This window comes from Dyella halodurans (assembly GCF_026283925.1).
GTDB lineage: Bacteria > Pseudomonadota > Gammaproteobacteria > Xanthomonadales > Rhodanobacteraceae > Dyella > Dyella halodurans.
Genome location: NZ_JAPDPF010000004.1, coordinates 196,899 through 213,886 on the forward strand (window position 1 = coordinate 196,899; position 16,988 = coordinate 213,886).

General features: G+C 61.7%; 22 protein-coding genes. All 22 read right to left on the reverse strand.

The window, feature by feature from the left end; all coding sequences use genetic code 11:
* Positions 1–2: 2 nt before the first annotated feature.
* The 22 genes from fliP to OUZ49_RS10070 all read right to left on the reverse strand — a co-directional run bounded on the left by fliP (position 3) and on the right by OUZ49_RS10070 (position 16,987).
* The gene (gene fliP, locus OUZ49_RS09965; protein ID WP_266150229.1) at positions 3–740 is read right to left on the reverse strand and encodes a flagellar type III secretion system pore protein FliP; all 738 of its coding nucleotides are present in this window, start codon (positions 738–740) and stop codon (positions 3–5) included.
* Complete coding sequence (locus tag OUZ49_RS09970; RefSeq protein WP_266150230.1) at positions 737–1,126, reverse strand: hypothetical protein; 390 nt, start codon at positions 1,124–1,126, stop codon at positions 737–739. Before OUZ49_RS09970 ends, fliP begins: the two co-directional genes overlap by 4 nt.
* Position 1,127: 1 nt before the next feature.
* Positions 1,128–1,433: a FliM/FliN family flagellar motor switch protein gene (locus tag OUZ49_RS09975; protein WP_266150231.1), complete on the reverse strand. Its 306-nt coding sequence runs from the start codon at positions 1,431–1,433 to the stop codon at positions 1,128–1,130.
* Between the two features lie 15 nt (positions 1,434–1,448).
* On the reverse strand, positions 1,449–2,198 hold the full coding sequence (locus OUZ49_RS09980; protein WP_266150232.1) for a hypothetical protein: 750 nt from the start codon (positions 2,196–2,198) through the stop codon (positions 1,449–1,451).
* Positions 2,198–3,364: a flagellar hook protein FlgE gene (locus tag OUZ49_RS09985; RefSeq protein ID WP_266150233.1), complete on the reverse strand. Its 1,167-nt coding sequence runs from the start codon at positions 3,362–3,364 to the stop codon at positions 2,198–2,200. The genes OUZ49_RS09980 and OUZ49_RS09985 overlap by 1 nt, the downstream gene beginning before the upstream one ends.
* Before the next feature lie 10 nt (positions 3,365–3,374).
* Complete coding sequence (locus OUZ49_RS09990) at positions 3,375–3,794, reverse strand: flagellar hook assembly protein FlgD (RefSeq protein ID WP_266150234.1); 420 nt, start codon at positions 3,792–3,794, stop codon at positions 3,375–3,377.
* Between the two features lie 10 nt (positions 3,795–3,804).
* Positions 3,805–4,635 (reverse strand): hypothetical protein, encoded by an 831-nt coding sequence (locus tag OUZ49_RS09995; RefSeq protein ID WP_266150235.1) that lies wholly within the window; start codon positions 4,633–4,635, stop codon positions 3,805–3,807.
* Positions 4,608–5,057 (reverse strand): hypothetical protein, encoded by a 450-nt coding sequence (locus OUZ49_RS10000; RefSeq protein WP_266150236.1) that lies wholly within the window; start codon positions 5,055–5,057, stop codon positions 4,608–4,610. The genes OUZ49_RS09995 and OUZ49_RS10000 overlap by 28 nt, the downstream gene beginning before the upstream one ends.
* A complete protein-coding gene (locus tag OUZ49_RS10005; protein ID WP_266150237.1) occupies positions 5,054–6,382 on the reverse strand; it encodes a FliI/YscN family ATPase in 1,329 nt (442 codons plus the stop codon). The genes OUZ49_RS10000 and OUZ49_RS10005 overlap by 4 nt, the downstream gene beginning before the upstream one ends.
* Entirely contained in the window at positions 6,379–7,014 is a 636-nt protein-coding gene (locus OUZ49_RS10010) for a FliH/SctL family protein (protein ID WP_266150238.1), read from the reverse strand. The genes OUZ49_RS10005 and OUZ49_RS10010 overlap by 4 nt, the downstream gene beginning before the upstream one ends.
* Entirely contained in the window at positions 7,011–7,460 is a 450-nt protein-coding gene (locus tag OUZ49_RS10015) for a hypothetical protein (RefSeq protein ID WP_266150239.1), read from the reverse strand. The genes OUZ49_RS10010 and OUZ49_RS10015 overlap by 4 nt, the downstream gene beginning before the upstream one ends.
* The gene (gene fliF, locus OUZ49_RS10020) at positions 7,457–8,866 is read right to left on the reverse strand and encodes a flagellar basal-body MS-ring/collar protein FliF (protein ID WP_266150240.1); all 1,410 of its coding nucleotides are present in this window, start codon (positions 8,864–8,866) and stop codon (positions 7,457–7,459) included. The genes OUZ49_RS10015 and fliF overlap by 4 nt, the downstream gene beginning before the upstream one ends.
* A gap of 39 nt (positions 8,867–8,905) precedes the next feature.
* Positions 8,906–9,208 carry a flagellar hook-basal body complex protein FliE gene (gene fliE, locus OUZ49_RS10025; protein ID WP_266150242.1) on the reverse strand — a complete coding sequence of 101 codons (303 nt, stop codon included), beginning with the start codon at positions 9,206–9,208 and terminating at the stop codon, positions 8,906–8,908.
* The gene (locus OUZ49_RS10030) at positions 9,205–9,621 is read right to left on the reverse strand and encodes a flagellar basal body rod protein FlgC (protein WP_266150243.1); all 417 of its coding nucleotides are present in this window, start codon (positions 9,619–9,621) and stop codon (positions 9,205–9,207) included. The genes fliE and OUZ49_RS10030 overlap by 4 nt, the downstream gene beginning before the upstream one ends.
* A 2-nt stretch (positions 9,622–9,623) precedes the next feature.
* Positions 9,624–9,992: a flagellar basal body rod protein FlgB gene (locus OUZ49_RS10035; RefSeq protein ID WP_266150244.1), complete on the reverse strand. Its 369-nt coding sequence runs from the start codon at positions 9,990–9,992 to the stop codon at positions 9,624–9,626.
* Between the two features lie 8 nt (positions 9,993–10,000).
* The gene (locus tag OUZ49_RS10040; RefSeq protein WP_266150245.1) at positions 10,001–11,113 is read right to left on the reverse strand and encodes a flagellar basal body P-ring protein FlgI; all 1,113 of its coding nucleotides are present in this window, start codon (positions 11,111–11,113) and stop codon (positions 10,001–10,003) included.
* Complete coding sequence (locus OUZ49_RS10045) at positions 11,110–11,616, reverse strand: flagellar basal body L-ring protein FlgH (RefSeq protein ID WP_266150431.1); 507 nt, start codon at positions 11,614–11,616, stop codon at positions 11,110–11,112. The genes OUZ49_RS10040 and OUZ49_RS10045 overlap by 4 nt, the downstream gene beginning before the upstream one ends.
* A 73-nt stretch (positions 11,617–11,689) precedes the next feature.
* Positions 11,690–12,391: a flagellar basal body P-ring formation chaperone FlgA gene (gene flgA / locus OUZ49_RS10050; RefSeq protein ID WP_266150246.1), complete on the reverse strand. Its 702-nt coding sequence runs from the start codon at positions 12,389–12,391 to the stop codon at positions 11,690–11,692.
* A 2-nt stretch (positions 12,392–12,393) separates the two neighbouring features.
* Positions 12,394–13,161: a flagellar hook-basal body protein gene (locus OUZ49_RS10055; RefSeq protein WP_266150247.1), complete on the reverse strand. Its 768-nt coding sequence runs from the start codon at positions 13,159–13,161 to the stop codon at positions 12,394–12,396.
* 10 nt (positions 13,162–13,171) lie between these two features.
* Positions 13,172–13,849: a flagellar hook-basal body protein gene (locus OUZ49_RS10060; protein WP_266150248.1), complete on the reverse strand. Its 678-nt coding sequence runs from the start codon at positions 13,847–13,849 to the stop codon at positions 13,172–13,174.
* A gap of 7 nt (positions 13,850–13,856) precedes the next feature.
* Positions 13,857–15,917 carry a flagellar biosynthesis protein FlhA gene (locus OUZ49_RS10065; protein ID WP_266150249.1) on the reverse strand — a complete coding sequence of 687 codons (2,061 nt, stop codon included), beginning with the start codon at positions 15,915–15,917 and terminating at the stop codon, positions 13,857–13,859.
* Positions 15,914–16,987, reverse strand: coding sequence for an EscU/YscU/HrcU family type III secretion system export apparatus switch protein (locus OUZ49_RS10070; protein WP_266150250.1), 1,074 nt, complete (start codon positions 16,985–16,987; stop codon positions 15,914–15,916). The genes OUZ49_RS10065 and OUZ49_RS10070 overlap by 4 nt, the downstream gene beginning before the upstream one ends.
* Position 16,988: the final 1 nt, after the last annotated feature.

Genomic DNA, 16,988 nt, shown 5'->3' on the forward strand with positions numbered 1-16,988 from the left:
CCTCAGTGATAACTATTCAGCAGCGCCTGAGCCAAGAGCGCCCAGCCGTTGACCAAGAGGAATAGAAGAATCTTGAGAGGCAGGCTAATCGTCGTAGGCGGCAGCATGATCATGCCCAACGCCATGAGAATGGCCGCGACGACCAGATCAATCAGCAGGAACGGCAGGAAAATGACAAAGCCAATCTGAAAAGCCGTGCGGAGCTCGCTCAGCATGAATGCCGGTATCAGCTGCAGCGCACCAACCTCGTCGATCGATTTTGGCATCGGCACTTTGGCCATCTGTATGACAGCCCGAAGATCCTCTTCCCGCGTCTGACGCACCATGAATTGCTTGAAGGGCTCGAAACCCTTGGCAAGCGCCACATCGGCGGAAATCTCATGGCGACTGTATGGATCGATGGCGGACTGCTTCGCCGCCTCGAATACGGAATTCATCGAGAACAACGTAAGGAAAATCGCAAGCGTCAACAGCACGCTGTTCGGTGGCGTCTGTTGCAGGCCAAGAGCGCTCCTGAGCAGCGACAGCACGACGATGATCCGCGTGAAGCTGGTCAGCGCAATGACCAGCAATGGCAGGAAAGCCAGCGCAGACAGCATCACGAAGGAACGCAGCACCGGCGAGTAATCGTCGTTGGCCAGCCGACTGAAGAGCCCGGGCATGGGCTCGCTGTGAAGCACACTGCAGGCAAACAGACAGGTAACGCCGCACAGCAGTGCGGTCCAAAAGCGCGGCCTCATGGCGCGCTCTCCTGCCCTTCCTGGGACGAGGGCATCATGTGAATCTGGGCCGTTGCCCCTCGAACTGACTCCACGACCAGAAATTCCCGGTCACCACGGGCAAGCACATGTACGACCGTGAATGCGCTGACTCGCCTGGAAGCGCGAAGCGACAGCCCCGAACGATCACCTGGTGCGGCTGATCCACGGAACGCCATGCCATCGAACCAGCCCTTTTTTCGCGCCACGTAAAGTGCCGCGATCACTGCGACGAGAAGCAACGATACGGCGAGCATGGCAAACACGAACCGGTCCATCGAAACGGTCGATTCGGAGCGAAACGGCAACCCGGAAGACGCTGGTGCGGCTTGAATGAGGGCCAGCCCAAGGCTTCCACTTCGAAACATGTCAGAGGATCTCCGAGATCTTGACGCCGAACTGATCGCCCACAGCTACCAGGTGCCCCTTGGCCACCACCTTGCCGTCCAGCCGAATCGTTACTGGCTCGTCCATGCCAGCATCCAGTGCCACCACGTCGCCCTTAGCCAGGGAAAAGAGGCGCTCTACCGAAACGCTTGCTCGGCCAACGAGCACGTCTAGCTGGACATTGACGTGACCCAATAAGGAAAGATTGCGCTTGATGAGCGGATGGGCTTCCTGGGCTTCCCCTTTGACTTGCGGGACCCCGGCAGTTGCAGCAAGTTCTTCGTTCATGTCGATTTTCCGAGCTCAGATGGAATGGGTAAGCGTGATGACACGCGAGGACTCGCCTTCACCCAGCCTCGCGAAGGCCACCGTATTAACGCCGGTGACCCGTACCTCGACGGGCGCAGTCAGCAAGGCGTCGCCGACGAGTACTTCACCGATCCGCAGGTCGTCCAGTTGCGAGAGCTGCGCGCTGCCCAGCGGGATGCAGACTTCCAGCGACACGTTGGCACCGTTGATCGCCTGTGAGCGGGACGTCAAAGCCGCCTTCTCGTAATGCTTCGGGGGTGCCAGAAGATCCGCGAATGCCCGGTCCATGGCGAGGGCGAGCGTATAGCTGCCGAGAGACAGCGTGGCCATGTAAGCGCCCAACTCCAACCTTTGGTACGCACCGACTCCGTTTTTGTCTTCAGTGACGACCTGGACGGGAGCCCCCGCGCGGCGGCCAAGCCGGCTGGCCAAGTCCGCCAGCGAGCGTCCGCCAACTCGTGCGGCAAGCGCGGAGGCGTCATCTTCGAGGTGCGCGGCGAGGTGACTCCCCAGGGCAGCTTCACCCTTGTGTGGAATCAACTGGAGTGTTCCCGCGCCCACCCGCCATGTGGCGGGCGATTCTTCAACGGACGCCCACTCGTCAAGCGGGTACACGTCGATGGCGGCGGCGGAATGCGCCATCCACCACTCTCGCGACCATTCGGAGACTTCGCGAACCAGCAGAGCATGCAATTCGATGCGCCGCGACTCGCCCAGCCACCCAAAACGTACTGGATCGATCATCAGCCGCCCCGCGTCGAATCGTAAAGCTGCTGCAGCATGTCGCTCGATACCGTCATGACCCGTGAACTGGCCTGATAGCCGCGCTGAATCACGATCATATCGGCGAGCTCCTGGGTCAGGTCGACATTCGACATTTCCAGGCTGCTACCGTCGATCTTTCCGAATACCGTCGAGCTTGGCCGACCGACCTGGGCAATCTGGGTCTGCGGTTGAAGATAGAGATTTCCCTGGATCATCTGCAGGCTTGACTCGTCCTGGAATGTCGCCAGTGCGAGTTGTGGGCCGGCCTTGGTTTCGCCGTCCGCATAGGCAAGCTGCAAGGTGCCGGTCGTGTCGAAACTTTCCGAAGAAAGACCCACGACGCCGTGGCCGTCCTTGACCTGGGCCGCGAGCGTGGACGCCGTGCCGGAAAACGTCGTCGTCCCTGACAGTCCGCCCGCCGTACCAAAACTAAAGGCCAAGGCTTGAGGCGTTGGACCCCAGCTCGCATTGGCGGTTACGCTGGTATAGCCGGGCTGCAAGGTACCGTCCGTAGCGAATCGAATTTCGCCGCTTCCGAGCGACGTTCCCCCGGCATCGGTCACACTCACCAGCCAGCTCCCTGGCGTCACCGAGGTATTGCTGGTGAGCGTCACCGTGAGCACATGTGAATTGCCCTGGGCGTCATAGACCGTCACGTTGTTGACGGTATCCGAAGGACTGGTTGGATCGACGTTGCCTGCCATCGAAATACTGCTCGTGGCCTGTGCCGGAAGCTTTTCCAGCGACGAGATATCGATGGGGCCGTAGCTCCCGTTCGTAGCGTAGCCAAGCACGAGATACTGGTTGACGGAGTCGACCAACTGTCCCTTGTCGTTGAATTCAAACTGCCCGGATCGCGTGTAATACGTGGTGCCCTGCGGGTCCTGCAGTATGAAAAACCCCTTGCCGTCGATCGCCACGTCGGTGCTGGTGCTGGTTTGCTCGATCTGACCCTCGCTCAGGTCGAGACCGGTGCCAGCGACCCGGGATCCGTTGTCATCGAGCACGTTTTCCATGAACGAATCGCTTCCGCGAAACCCGGGCGTGTTCATGTTGCTCACGTTGTTGCTGATCGTATTCAACGTCTGAGAGAAGCTGAAAAGGCCAGAAACACTGTTGTAGAGCGCTTGCATGATGCTTGGCATAGCTCAGTCCTCAAGGGGTTACGAGCTGGATCTGGGACAAGCCGACATTGGTAATGACGCTGCTCGTGCCCGTGGTAATCGTCATCTGCACACCACTGCTGGTGTACTGGATACCGGTGACCTTGCCGGTCGTGGTCGAACCGTCCGCGTTGGTCACTTGGACGGTGTGCGACAACAGGCCGAGCGACTGGTCAGAAGAATCCAGTGTCAGCAGGTTATTGATGCCGCTGACCTCCTCGCTCTGTTGCTCGATGCTCACGAACTGCGCCAGCTGCGTAAGAAACTGACTATTGTCGAGCGGCTGCATGGGATCCTGGAATTGCAGCTGGCTTACAAACAGTTTGATGAAATCTTGCTCGTTGATCCCCGAGTTCGACAGTGTTGACGGATCGGTCGTACTCAGCGCATTGCCGATGGCTTCGACGGACATGTGACGCTCCTCAATCGATATTCATGGACGACCAGATCTCATGGCCGTTCCACATGATGCTTTGCAGGGTCATCCCCTGCCCCTTCATCTGTTGGACGAGGCCCGTCGCCAGCTGGCGCGCCTCATCCTCGGAAAGCATGTAGTCGCGCAACCAGGCAACGTATTTCCCGTCTGGCCGCGCGATCAGTCGCAGTGCTCGTTGATGCCATCTGAGCTCGCTCGACGCCCCTGCGCCAGACTGCGGCAGCGCCAAAGCTTCCGGGGCTTCCTGTGACTCGGTCGTGCCGGTCATCGGGACGAACACATTGGTCCAGCCAAGATCCGCAGCCTCGCCCACCGCGCCCTCGACCGTAGCGAATGTCGTAGCCGCGTCGTCCGGCGATGCATGCTGGATATCAAGATCGCCGGTACTGATCGCTTCCCGGGTGAGGCGAGGGTCATTTGCCTGCGCACTACGGGCAGCCAGGCGATATTCGGAAAGATAGCCCGAGGCCTGCAGATGGAGACCAAAGACCCGAGCCGACAAGACCTGCTCCACCGTGGCAAGGTCCGACACGGCGTACGGGTCGCCGGTGGACGCCTCGGCAAGGGAACTCTCACCCTCGCTCAGCGCAGGCAATGGCGCGTCGCGTGAGGTTTCACCGCGTACTTCGGCGTCCTGCTTGACTGCCTCCTGGGTTGCGTCCTGGCGTGAGGAGTCGGCGGACTTTCGCGGCGGCTCCTTCTTCAACTCATCGGCAAAATCATTGGCCGACACTTGAGACTGGCTGCTCGACGCGCGCCCCTGCAAGCCGGGGACCGGAGACAAATCCATCATGCCTCTTCCCCATGCTGCATCCACAGTTCAAGTGAGTCCGCCAATAGTCGTCCCTCGATTTCTCGGGTCACCTCGTGGCGGCGCTGCGTGAGTTCCTCTTCGACGCCGTCAGCGAAGCGCTGGGCAGACCCGGCCGCCAATCCTCGCGCGCTCTGTTCGGCTTGAGCCTCTTGCAACACGTCGACGGCTGCTTCGCGGCGAACCTGCAGTGAATCGTGAAGCTCGGTCAGCATCCAGTATTCGCCGAGATGCAAGCTGCCGTCACTGCTGATGCAGCGCTCGCGGGCAGTTGAAGCGGCCACACAAAGGGAGGACGCCTGATCGACATGGCTCGAAGCAGCCTGCTCGGCGCGGCTTGCCTCAGCGAGCGCCATCGAAGCCTGTGCGGCCTTGACTCGCGCGATACGATTCAGAACATCGTAGGAGCGGACCGAAGACTTGCTCATGCGGCTTCGCCTGAAACGACTTCGCGAAGCAAGCGCATGCTCGACTCTCTCGAACAGCGTTCACCGGGCGACTGGCGGATGAACTCCACGATGCGCGGTTGCCGGCGCAGGGCGTCGTCGAGCGCCGGATTGCTACCCGCCTGATAGGCCCCCATCTCGACCAAGTCGCGCGATGACTCATAGAGCGCCACCATGGCGCGCGTCTGTCGCATCAAATCCAGCTCTTCGGCCTGGCAAACCTTGGCCTGCAGGCGACTGACGCTCGACAGCAGATCGATGGCGGGCAGTTGCCCGCGTGCGGCCAGATCTCGCGAAAGCACGATGTGGCCGTCGAGGATGGCGCGCATATGATCCGCCACGGGCTCATTCATGTCGTCGCCCTCCACCAGCACGCTATAAACGGCTGTTATCGTGCCGGCACCTTTAAGGCTGCCTCCCCGTTCGAGGATCTGCGGCAACAGATTGAAGACTGACGGCGGGTAGCCGCGCGACGTGGGCGGCTCGCCAGCGGCCAAACCGACTTCGCGCTGAGCCATGGCGAAACGGGTGATGGAATCGATCACCAACAGAACATCGAGCCCAAGCTCTCTGAAGTGTTCTGCAACCGCATGGGCCGCATGCACTGCATGTGTTCGCGTCAAAGCCGGCTGATCGGCTGTGGCAACGATCAGCACCGAGCGCTCACGTCCTTCCTTGCTCAGCGCATCCTGGAGGAAGTCGGTCACTTCGCGGCCACGCTCGCCGATCAGGCCAACGACGATCACATCGGCTCGAACATGGCCCGCGAGCATGCCAAGCAAGGTGCTCTTGCCCACGCCGCTTCCCGCGAAAATGCCAACGCGCTGGCCCTTGGCCAGCGGCATCAGGCCATCGATGACTTTTACACCCGTCTCAAGTCCCTCGTTCAAGGGGGCCCGGGCCATGGGGTTGACGGCCTCGCCATGGATGTCGCGCTCGGCCGTGGCGCGAAACGCCGGCTTGCCATCCAGCGGGGCGCCGAAGGCATCGAGCACGCGCCCGATCATCTCCTTGCCCACGGGAATACGCGAGCGCCGACCCAGTGCTTCCACCGTGGCGCCAATGGGCATGCCGCGCAAATGGCCAAACGGCATCAGGAGGACCCTGCCTTCGCGAAAGCCGACGACTTCGGCCAAGACTGGACCGTCCGAACCATGGCCCGAAACCCGGCATAGTTCGCCGATCAGAGCATCCGGGCCTTCAGCCTCGATAGCCAGTCCATTGAACGCCACGAGGCGGCCAAGGCGACGAACCATCGCCGTCTCCGCCAGGGCCGCTCGAAACTTCATCACCGTGGCGGAGGTCACGACGACGCCTCTTTAAGCGCCTGCACCATCGAGCGATAAATGGCATCCAGTCGCGCTTCAATCGACGTCTCGACGCGGCCGCGCGCCGTCAGCAAGGCGCACGCGCCAGGCGCCAGGCCAGCAATCGATTCGACCCGAATTCCGTCGATCTGACTGGGAAGCAAGGCGAGGTCTGATTCAGCGACTTGGAGGCACAAGGCATCGGAACGATGGTCACTGATCACCTGGGTCACCAGGCGGCCGAGCAGTTCGCGATCGCCGGTGTTCTCGCCGAACACCGCGGAAAGCGCCAGCAACGCTATCTCGAAAGCGTCTTTCTCCATGTTGGCGGCTCGAGCTTGCTCTGCATTCGCCAAGCCAGCGGCGAGCGCATCCCATTGATCGCGCGCCTGCAACAACGCAGCCTCCGCCTCTTCTAGACGAATACGCAGCTCAGTCTCCACCTTCTCCAGGCGCACGGCGGCTTCGCGCAGCGCATCCGCCTCTCCTGCCTCGAATCCTTCGCGGTAGCCATCGCCGTAAAGCGCAGCATCCGCGTCATCCGCAGCAGCGGGTTCTCCGTGCGTCATTGCGACCGGAAGGTGCAGAACGGCGCTGGATACGCTCGCATCGTCGGTCAGTCGCCGGATCATGCGGTCGTCGCCTCCGCACCATGGGCCATCACCGCAAGCTCGTTCGCCAGGCATTGCGCAAGCGCGGGCGGGAACGAGGGCGGCAGCGCGTTCAGCTCGCTGCGTATGCCCATGGCGCGCTGGCGGACGCATGCGGCCAGATAGATTTCCGCGTGGTCGGGAGCCGTTCCGGCGATGATTCGCGCAGCCCAGGATTCATCAAGCGTGTTGAGCGTGCTTATAAAAAGATCCGGCGCGGGCACTTCATTCGACGTGGCAGACGCCTGGTCGGCCAACAGGTCGGCGACAGCGCCCGGCGCGACCTTCACAAGAGGTTCCACTTCCCTGATGAGCGGACCAAGTTCACGTGCGCTGGACATGGGTAGCTGCGCGAGCAGCCACAGCCGGTCCGTGGGATGCAACGTCGCCAGATAGGCGGCCGCCTTGCGCATGCCGGTCGAGCTCACGACTTCACCTCGACTGAGGAGACCCACTGCCGCAGACGTTGCAGCGCCTCCTCGCGCTCCGGCGCCGTCAGCCGTCGCTGCCGGGGACGCGAGCTCAGGGTCACCCCCAGCGAGGCAACAACGAGCACCGTAGCCCCGAGAACCAGATAGATCCAGGTCGGCAAGCGCGAGTCGACACTCGCTGCAGGTACCTGGGGCCGATCGTTCTCGACAATTTCAGCGGGTTTTCCTGCAACGGGGGGCAAGGCATGCGGCGGATTGCTTGCGGCGACCGCCGGCGGCGCAATCGACGCAATATCGACCCTGTCGCCGCGGCTCGCTTCCAGGCCGAGTCCCGCAGAAACCACTTCGGAGAGCTTGAAGAGCTCCGCCTCCGGCATCAGGCTTGGCACCACGACGCCCACCGAGATGCGCTCGATGCGTCCCGGCGCCTGCACGATCTCCTCCTGTTCCCGGCCATGCGCGTACTCAACCTCGCGGTCGCTGCTGGCCGAGCCGGCTTTCGCATGATCGGGATCGGAATCGTCCGCCGCCCTGCCCGTCGAGCCGGTCTTCTCCCTGACCAACAGGCCGTTACCGTCCTTGCCCTGCGCGATGAGGCGCTCGCGCACCTGCTTTACATGGTCATAGTTGACGCGAACGTCCACCGAGATCGTGAAGTCGTCATTGGCGAGCGCCCGGTGCAGAAGCGTGGCGACCTTCTGTCGCAGCTGCAGCTCCAGCTGTGCCTGTTCATCCATATGATCGCTTGCGGCCGCGGCGCCATCCGCACCGTGTGCGGAAAGCACCGTGCCATTACCATCCAGTACTACAACGGCATCCGACGACAAGCCTTCGACGGCGGATGCAAGCAGACGCTGGATACCCACGACCTGGCGGGCATCCAGGTGCTTGCCTGGTTTGATCGCGAGCGTCACCGATGCCTTGGAAGCATCGCCATCGTGCGCAAACAGATCTTCCCGGCGAATCGTCAGGTGGACGCGGGAGGTGGAGACCTCGTCCATGGCGTCAATGGTTCGCTCCAGCTCGCCCTGCAGCGCCCGCTGAAAATTCACCCGTTGCGCAAACTCCGTGACGCCGTAGTCCGAATCCTTGAACAATTCGAAGCCGACACTGCCACCCTTGGGCACTCCCTGCGAGACGAGCTTCATGCGCGTCTCGTAAACCGCACCCTCCGGTACGAGGATCGAGTGGCCACCATCGGTAATGCGGTAAGGCACCTGCATTTGACCGAGCGCCGTGGTGATCTCGGCTGCATCAGTGTCTTTAAGGTCTCGAAAAAGCACGCCGAAGTCGGGATGGGCCGCCCACCACGCAACACCGCCGCCCACGCCGATAATGATCAACGCACCCAGCGCAAAGCCGACCCGGGCTCGGCGAGAGAGATTGGAAAGAAACTGCTGCATACTTGCTCCGGATATAGAACTGTTGCCTGACACTCGCCGTTACAACTGCATGTTGGTCAGGCTCTGATACGCATCGACGATTCGGTTGCGTACCTCGACAGCCATTTGAAGCTTCAGGTGCGCCTGCTCGAAAGCGATCATCACGTCATGCACCGGAACCTTGTCGCCAGCCGCCAACTGGCGCGCCAAGGCGTCCGCCTGCGAGAGATCGGCATTGATGCTGTTCAAGCCCGTCCCGATGGTGTCCATGAAGTTCGGGCCCTGCGTGGCGGACAGCGGCGACATTTCCCGCGCCGCATCCACGCCGCCCAGCGATATCGGATCAATCGGAACCAAGCTCATGCCCCACCACCCAGATCAAGCGCGTGAAGCGCCATCCCGCGAAGCGTGTTGAAAGCCCGCACGTTGGCCTCGTAGGCGCGGCTGGCGTCCATCAGCGAGCTCATTTCCTCCACAAGATCGACCTTGGCGTAACTCACCATGCCGTCCTTGTCGGCAGCGGGGTCCGAAGGGTCGTGGACTTTTCGCTCGGCGGCCTCGGTTTCAACCAGCATGGGCCTCGGCAAATGCCCTGCCACCAAGGATCCGGACGTTCCCACATGCGGCAGAAACGTCGTCGATACACGCATGAGTCGCGCGGCCTGGGCGGTATCGCTAGGCGTATTGGCGACGGCAATATTGTGGCTTGCCGCCTCCAGTCGCAGGCGTTCGTATTCCAGGCCGTAGCGTGTGGCCGCGAAAATCTGGTCAACCATGATCAACCCCTGCCTGCCAGCGCAAGCTGCATGAGCGAAAAACGTCGGGAAAGTACGGCCGTCATCGTCTGATAGTCGGAGCTGGCCGCCTCGAGATCGGCGACCTCCCCGTCCAGGTGCACTGCCACGTCGTCGGCATCGGTGGTGGCCACCGCCGACAGGCTCGTACGATTGCCTTCGATGCGCAGGTTCGCGCTATTCATTCCCGGGTCGACCGCCGCCTGGTGCAGCAGTCCGATCGCCTGACTGAAATCCGCGCGCTGCGCACGAAATCCCGGGGTATCGACGTTGGCGATGTTGGCGCTCGCGAGCTCGGCACGAGTGCGTGCCATCCCCATGCTGAGACGCAATGCTTCGGTGGTTAGATCCATGGTCTACCTCACTGAATCACGAGGTCACCGTGCAGAGCGCCGGCAGCCTTGATCGATTGAAGAATGGTGATGACATCGCGCGTCGAGAGATGGATGGCTCGCAGCGCACTGACGAGATCGGCGACCGTGGCGCCATTGGGCATATTGACCATGCGTGCCTCGGGGTCCTGCACTCGAATGGTCGACTGCGGCACCACCGCCGTGCTGATATTTCGCGAAGGATTGATCAGCCCCTCGGGCTGCGACACGAGGTAGTCGGTCTGTACGGAGACGCGCAGGTCGCCTTGGGAAATGGTCACGCTTCCCAGCCTTACGTCACCACCGGAGACCACCGTTCCCGTGCGCTCATTCACAACCACGCGTGCGATCGCATCCGGAATCACCGGCACGTTCTCGATCGAAGAGATCGCCCGCACCATGTCGGCGGGCGGCGAGGAAAATGTCACCTTGACCTTACCCGCATGCTCAGCCACCGCCGATACTCCCGCATTGCGGCGCAACGACTCGGCTACGCGCTCGGCGGTAGTGAAGTCCGGTTGATACAACACCACGTCGAGCGTGCGGCTGTCGGTATTGAGGCCCAATGGCGCTTCCCGTTCGACGGATGCACCGTCGGGTACGCGTCCAACCGTGGGATGATTCTTCTGCTCGACGCTGCCAAACGAACGAATGTCGTAGCCGCCGACCGAAAGGGCTCCCTGTGCCAGGGCGTACATCTTTCCATCCGGGCCGTTCAAAGGCGTCAACAGCAGCACGCCGCCCGACAGGCTACGAGCATCGCCCAGGGATGAAACGGACACATCGAGTTTCTGCCCGGATTCGGCAAAAGCAGGCAAGGTCGCCGTCACGAGCACGGCGGCAACGTTGCGGCTGTTGAGGTCGTCGGGGCTGATGTTCACGCCGAAGTGGCTCAGCGTGTTCGCCACGGACTGAACCGTCAGGTGATTCTTGCTGGTGTCGCCCGTGCCGGCGAGACCGATGACCAGGCCGTAGCCGGTCAACGGATTGTCGCGCACACCCTCGATGCGGGCGATCTCCTTGAGGCGCACGCTTCCAGGGTCCGCGTGCGCAGGGAGCAAGCAGGCGCCCAGAAAAAGACCGATGAGTACGAAATATTTCATATGAGGCGCAACCAACGTGCAATGCGGTAGAGAATGCTTCGACGCTGCGCTTCGGACACATCGCCTTGACCGGTGAACTCGATGTTCGCCTCACTGATCCGGTTGGAAAGGATCACATTGGTCGTTGAAATGTCCTCCGCACGCACGAGGCCGGTGAGCGCAAAGTGCTGCTTCTCGCCGTTGACCACGACGGTTTGTTCACCGCGAACGCGCAGCATCTCGTTGCCTTCGACGGCGATGACGCGCACAGTCAGCTGCGCCTGGAGCATGCCCGCTCGTGTGGTCTTGCCCTCACCCGCATTGCTGCCGGCCAGACCGACGCCATAGTTGTGTTGAGCGGACCTGTTCTGCGTGTTGGCCGCGAGCTGCACGTTGCTGTCCGAGTCGGTATTGGCACTTGCCGACGCTTGTGCCGTCTCGGTGACGACGACGGTCAAGGTGTCGCCCACTTGATGGGCACGTCGATCGGCCGCCAATCCGCGGTAGGCATCGGGCTCGATCATCGAACCACTGGATCGCTGTGCATGCAGTGTCGTCGCCAAGACCGCGCACGCCAGGAACAAGAGAATTCCACGTTTACTGGACAACTTCGACCACTCCCTTATCTGTCACCCGTGCTCGCACAGGTTCATCGGCACCCTCGACGAGGACCGGAACGACGTCTCCCGTATTCCCCATTTCGTTGGCTACACCGCGCGTCGCCAGGTGGATATCACCGTAGCTCGCGAGCACACGAACCTTCTCTTGCCGATCAACATCCGGAATCTTTTCGAAATCGCTCCATAAAACGGCGGCTCCCGCCTGAACCGGTTTGCGCAGGCGCATTCCAGCGAGTTCCGTCGGGGCGTCGATGGGCTCTTCCTGTAATGCCGCCACGTCCACTTCCGTCGATTGAATCCGCAGTGCCGAAGCCAGGACGCCGATGGGCGCGTGTTCCCCATAGGTGAGCACCTTGTCCTGGATGCTCACGGCAAACCACACCGTCGCCGATCGCATCACCCGACCATCAACCAGCACATCCACCGGCACGCCAACGCGGGGCCGTGGCCACCGGCCACTGATGGGATGCACCTGAAGGCTGACGACGCCGGCGGGTACACGTACATCCTCTGGCGTACCGATGGGAGCCAGCGACGCCTCCCCGGTGCTCGGCAGGTGCCCGCGCAGCGCATCCTGAGCCGCGCCAACGAGGCGCGACGCCGCCACTTCCTGCGGGGCATTCGCCGCGAGGAGACGCAGTGGCAACAAGATCGCGAGCGCGAAAAGGAAGTAGCGCATGACTACTGGCGAAGATTGTTGATGGTGTCGAGAATCTGGTCCGAAGCCTGCAACACGCGGGCGTTCAGCTGATAGGCGCGCTGTGCGATGACCAACGACGACATTTCAGTAACCATGTCGACATTGGAGCTCTCCAACGAACCCTGGAGAATGCTGCCCGTGCCGTTCTCGTTCGCCTTCTCCACGCTCGGGTCGCCAGAAACCTGGGTAGCGACGAAGTTGTTGCCACCCACGGACTGCAAGCCATCCGGGGATGGAAATATGCTCAGTTCGATGGTGCCCAACAGCGTTTGGGTCGCGCTACCACCCACGTTCGCGTAGATCTGGCCGCTCTGATTGATCTGGATTTGCGCAGCGTCGGGCGGGATCTGGATGTTCTGCGCCAGGCGATTGCCGTCGACGGTGGCCAGATAGCCTTCACTGTCTACATGCAGCTGGCCGGCACGCGTATAGAGATGGTTGCCATTACTGTCGGCGATCTCCAGAAAGCCGCTGCCCTGAATGCCAATATCCCAGGTGTTGTTCGTCTGCGTCATTTGGCCTTGCGAAAACAACGCCGTAGTGGCAATGATTTCCGAACCCGCTCCGGCGCTCTCCGGCGGCAGGCCCGCTGCCACCTGTGCCGGCGAAATCGTCGTGATGTCGCCAAAGGCGACGCGCTTGGCCTTGAAGCCGGGCGTCTGCATGTTGGAGATATTGTTCGACAGGGTGTCGATTTGACTCTGCTGGCTCTTCAGGCCGGAGGTAGCGATATAAAGCGCGTCAATCATGGTCGGATCCTCAGGCGTTGTCGCCAAGATGGGAAACACCGCTCTGCATGGCGGCGTCATAGGCTTGAATCGCCCGTTGCACGGACTGTGCGTGTCGAGTCACTTCCATCAGACGCACCATCTCGGTGCCAGGGTCGACATTCGACCGCTCCAGCGCACCCTGGTGCAGCGTGCCGTTCCAGTCGTTCGTCGTACCGCTATAGGCATACAGGCCATCGCCGATCTCGCGCAGTCCGTTGGCATCCGCAATGCCCACGATTCTCAGCGTATCGACATTCTTTTCGCCGTCCTTGATGGCGCCGTCGGCGCCAATCTGCACTGCGGCGCTGTCGAGCGTGATGGGGCCGGATTCGCCCATCACGGTGCGGCCCATGGCGTCCACCAGCTGCTTATCCTCATTCAGATGAAACTGGCCGTTTCGCGTCAGCCGCTCCTGGCCATTCACATCGACGACGAAGAAGCCTTGCCCCTGTATGGCAAGGTCCAGGGATGCGCCCGTCTTGTCGAGGTCGCCATCCAGCATGCTGAGGGCGCGATCGCTACCTGCAGTCGCTGCACGGAAATCAGTCTTGAGGCGCTCCGTGCGATAACCGGCAGTGCGCATGTTTGCTACGTTCTGGCCAATAACGTCGAGTGACTCGACGTCACGGCTGAGATAGCTGGCGATACTGGAAATGACGCTGCTCATGAATTCCTCATGGGGACACAGTGACGACGCCGAAGGACTTCACCGCCAGAGACGCCGGCACCTCGTTGATGCCAAGCACGGTGATATGGGGAAGGCTGCGCTGTACCAGCGCACGCAGGTGCCGGCGCAGTGCGCTCGGGCAAAGCAGGACGGGGAGATGGTTGCGCACCATCATGGCTTCGGACTGCTTCGCCAGTCCGCCCAGCAAGGATTCGAGTTGTCCCGCGTCGCTGAGCATCAGGCTCGCGCCTTCGCGTTGCCTCAGCGCAGCGACAATATTGCGTTCGAGTTCGGCGGCCAAGGTCAGCACGTGCAGCTCGCCCTGCGCATTGCTCACGCGCTGGCAGATCACCGGGCCCAGGCGTTCGCGCACACGCTCGACCAGCTCATCCGTTTGCTTGTAGGTCTTGCCGGCATCGACAAGCACCTCAAGTATCGCTTCCGTGTTGCGGATGCTCACCTGCTCTTTCAACAGCTGCTGGAGCACCTTTTGCACGTCGGTGTAGGACATGACGCCAGGAATCAGCTCGTCCACCAGTGACGCTTGTTGTTCGCGCACGCGCGCTACCAGGCGCTCCGTCTCTGCCCGCGTCAGCAGTTCCGGCGCGTGCCGCTTCACCACCTCGCCGAGATGGGTGATGAGCACGGTTTCCGGGTCGACCAAGGTATAGCCCGCGCCACGTGCGAACTGCCGCTGCTCCGGTGAAATCCAGAGCGCTGGCAGGCCGTAAGCAGGGTCCTTGGTTTCCCGCCCTTCCAGGCGCGGACGCTTGCCGCCCGGATCGATAGCCAGGAGCGCGTCAAAGTGCAGCTCACCCTTGCCAACGCGCGAGCCCTGCACATGAATCTCATAGCCCCGCTCGGCCAGCGGCGCTTCCTGGATGAGTTTCACCTTCGGCAGGATGAAGCCGGCCTCCAGGGCGTACTGCTTGCGGTACGTCGCGATGCGTTCGCCCAGATCCAGATTCTTGGCCTTGTACGTCGCCACGATGGCCGTACCGAGATGAATCTCGACGGGCTCGACCGCCATCAACTTGTAGATGTCTTCCTCGGAGCGACCCGCCACAGGCTCTGGGTCGACCTGCTCGGCGTCCTCCGCCGGGTTCAAGCGCTTGTCCCGCACAGAGAAGAAGATCATGGCGACAACGCCAGCCAGCACCACGAGTACCGGCCACGCAGGCAAGCCCGGGAGCGTCATCACGCCCATGAGTGCCACCGCAACAATCAGTAGCGTGCGCGAATTGGACAAGACCTGACGCGTCACCTCGGTACCGAGTTGTGCGTCGGAAGCAGCGCGGGTGATGATGATGCCCGTCGCGACGGCAATCACCAGGGACGGAATCTGCGTCACGATGCCGTCACCGACGGTCAGCAGCGTGTACTGATGGGCAGCTTCGGACCATGGAAGGCCCCGCTGAAGCATACCAACCGCCAAGCCGCCAATGATGTCGATCAGGATGATCATGATGCCGGCAATGGCATCGCCCTTCACGAACTTGGTGGCACCGTCCATCGCGCCATAAAAGCTCGCCTCCCGCTCCACCAGTGCGCGGCGACGCTTGGCCTCATGCTGGTCGATGAGACCCATGTTCATGTCCGCATCGATGCTCATCTGCTTGCCGGGCATGCTGTCCAGCGTGAAGCGCGCCGCGACTTCCGCCACGCGCTGCGCACCACTGGTGACCACGACGTATTGCACGACGACCAGAATGAGAAACACCACCAGGCCAATCACGTAGTTGCCGCCCACCACGTACGAGCCGATCGCATTGATCACTCGCCCGGCATTGCCCTTGTCCAGGATCAAACGCGTGGCGGAAATGTTCAGCGAGAGCCGAAACAGCGTGGTGATGAGCAGCAACGATGGAAACGTCGAGAAACTCAGCGGCGTCTCAGTAAAGAACGTAATCAGCAGCACCAGGAGCGCCGCCGTGAAGTTCAAAACCAACAAGAAATCGAGCAGCCCTGGCGGAATGGGCGTGAACAGGATGACAAGGATGCCAACCATGCCCAGCACCAGCGCCATATCGCGCTTGCCGCTCCAGAACTGTGCAAAAAGCGCGCTCACGAGAAAATCCTGTTGCCGGAACGGCCCATCAACCAGCGGTAGACGGGTGCCAGCTGGGCGTAAAGATGATCGGGCACGGGTTTGTCGACGTTGCACTCGCGGAACAACGCCCGTGCCAATGCGGGTGAACGCAAGCACGGCACGCCAGAAACCGCTGCCTTGCTGCGCATGGCAGCGGCGACGGCGTCCGTGCCCTTGGCCAGCACCACGGGCGAACGCATCGTGCGCGGTCGGTATTGCAATGCCACGGCGAGATGGGTGGGATTGGTCAGTACGACGTCGGCGTCGGGGACACGGCGAATCGAACGCGATTGCTTCAGCAACTCCACCATGAGTCGCTTGCGCTTATGCCGGATGTCCGGATCGCCTTCACGGCGCTTCACTTCATCCTTGATGTCGTTGCGACTCATGCGCAATTTGCGCAGGTACTCGCGACGCGAAAACAGCAGATCCATGAGCGCTACGAAGGCCAGTACGGCAAGCACCCAGGTCGTGACGCGAACGTAGACAGATCGCATCAACTCGCCCGCAGCGCTGGGTGCGGCAGTCGCCGTGGCCAGCACCTGATGCTGCAGCGACCCGGTCAACCACCACGCCATGCCGGCCAGCAACGACACCTTGAAGACGAGCTTGAACAGGTCCCAGAGCAGCCGCAGCGAAAAAATCCGTTTGAAGCCCTGCGCGGGATTCAAACGGGAGAAATCCGGTTTCAGTGGCTCGGTGCTGAACACGGGACCGGTCTGCACCAGGTTGGCAATCACGGCGGTAACGAGCAGCGCGATGACCAGTGGGATCATGGCCTGCCACACGGGCCTGAAGGTCGCGGCAATCCACAACACCAGACTGACCGACGGCGACGGCGCGTTGCCGGCCATCAGCATCATCCGCTGGAAACAATGCGCCCAGACACCTGCCAGCGAATGCGCGATGGCGCACAAGGTGATGCTGAAGACCACCGTCACCAGCAGGCCGGTCACCTCCGTACTACGCGGGACCTGGCCCTTGTTCCGGGCCTCCTGCAGGCGGAAGGGCGTGGGTTGTTCCGTCTTGCTCTGCTCGTTCTCGGCCATA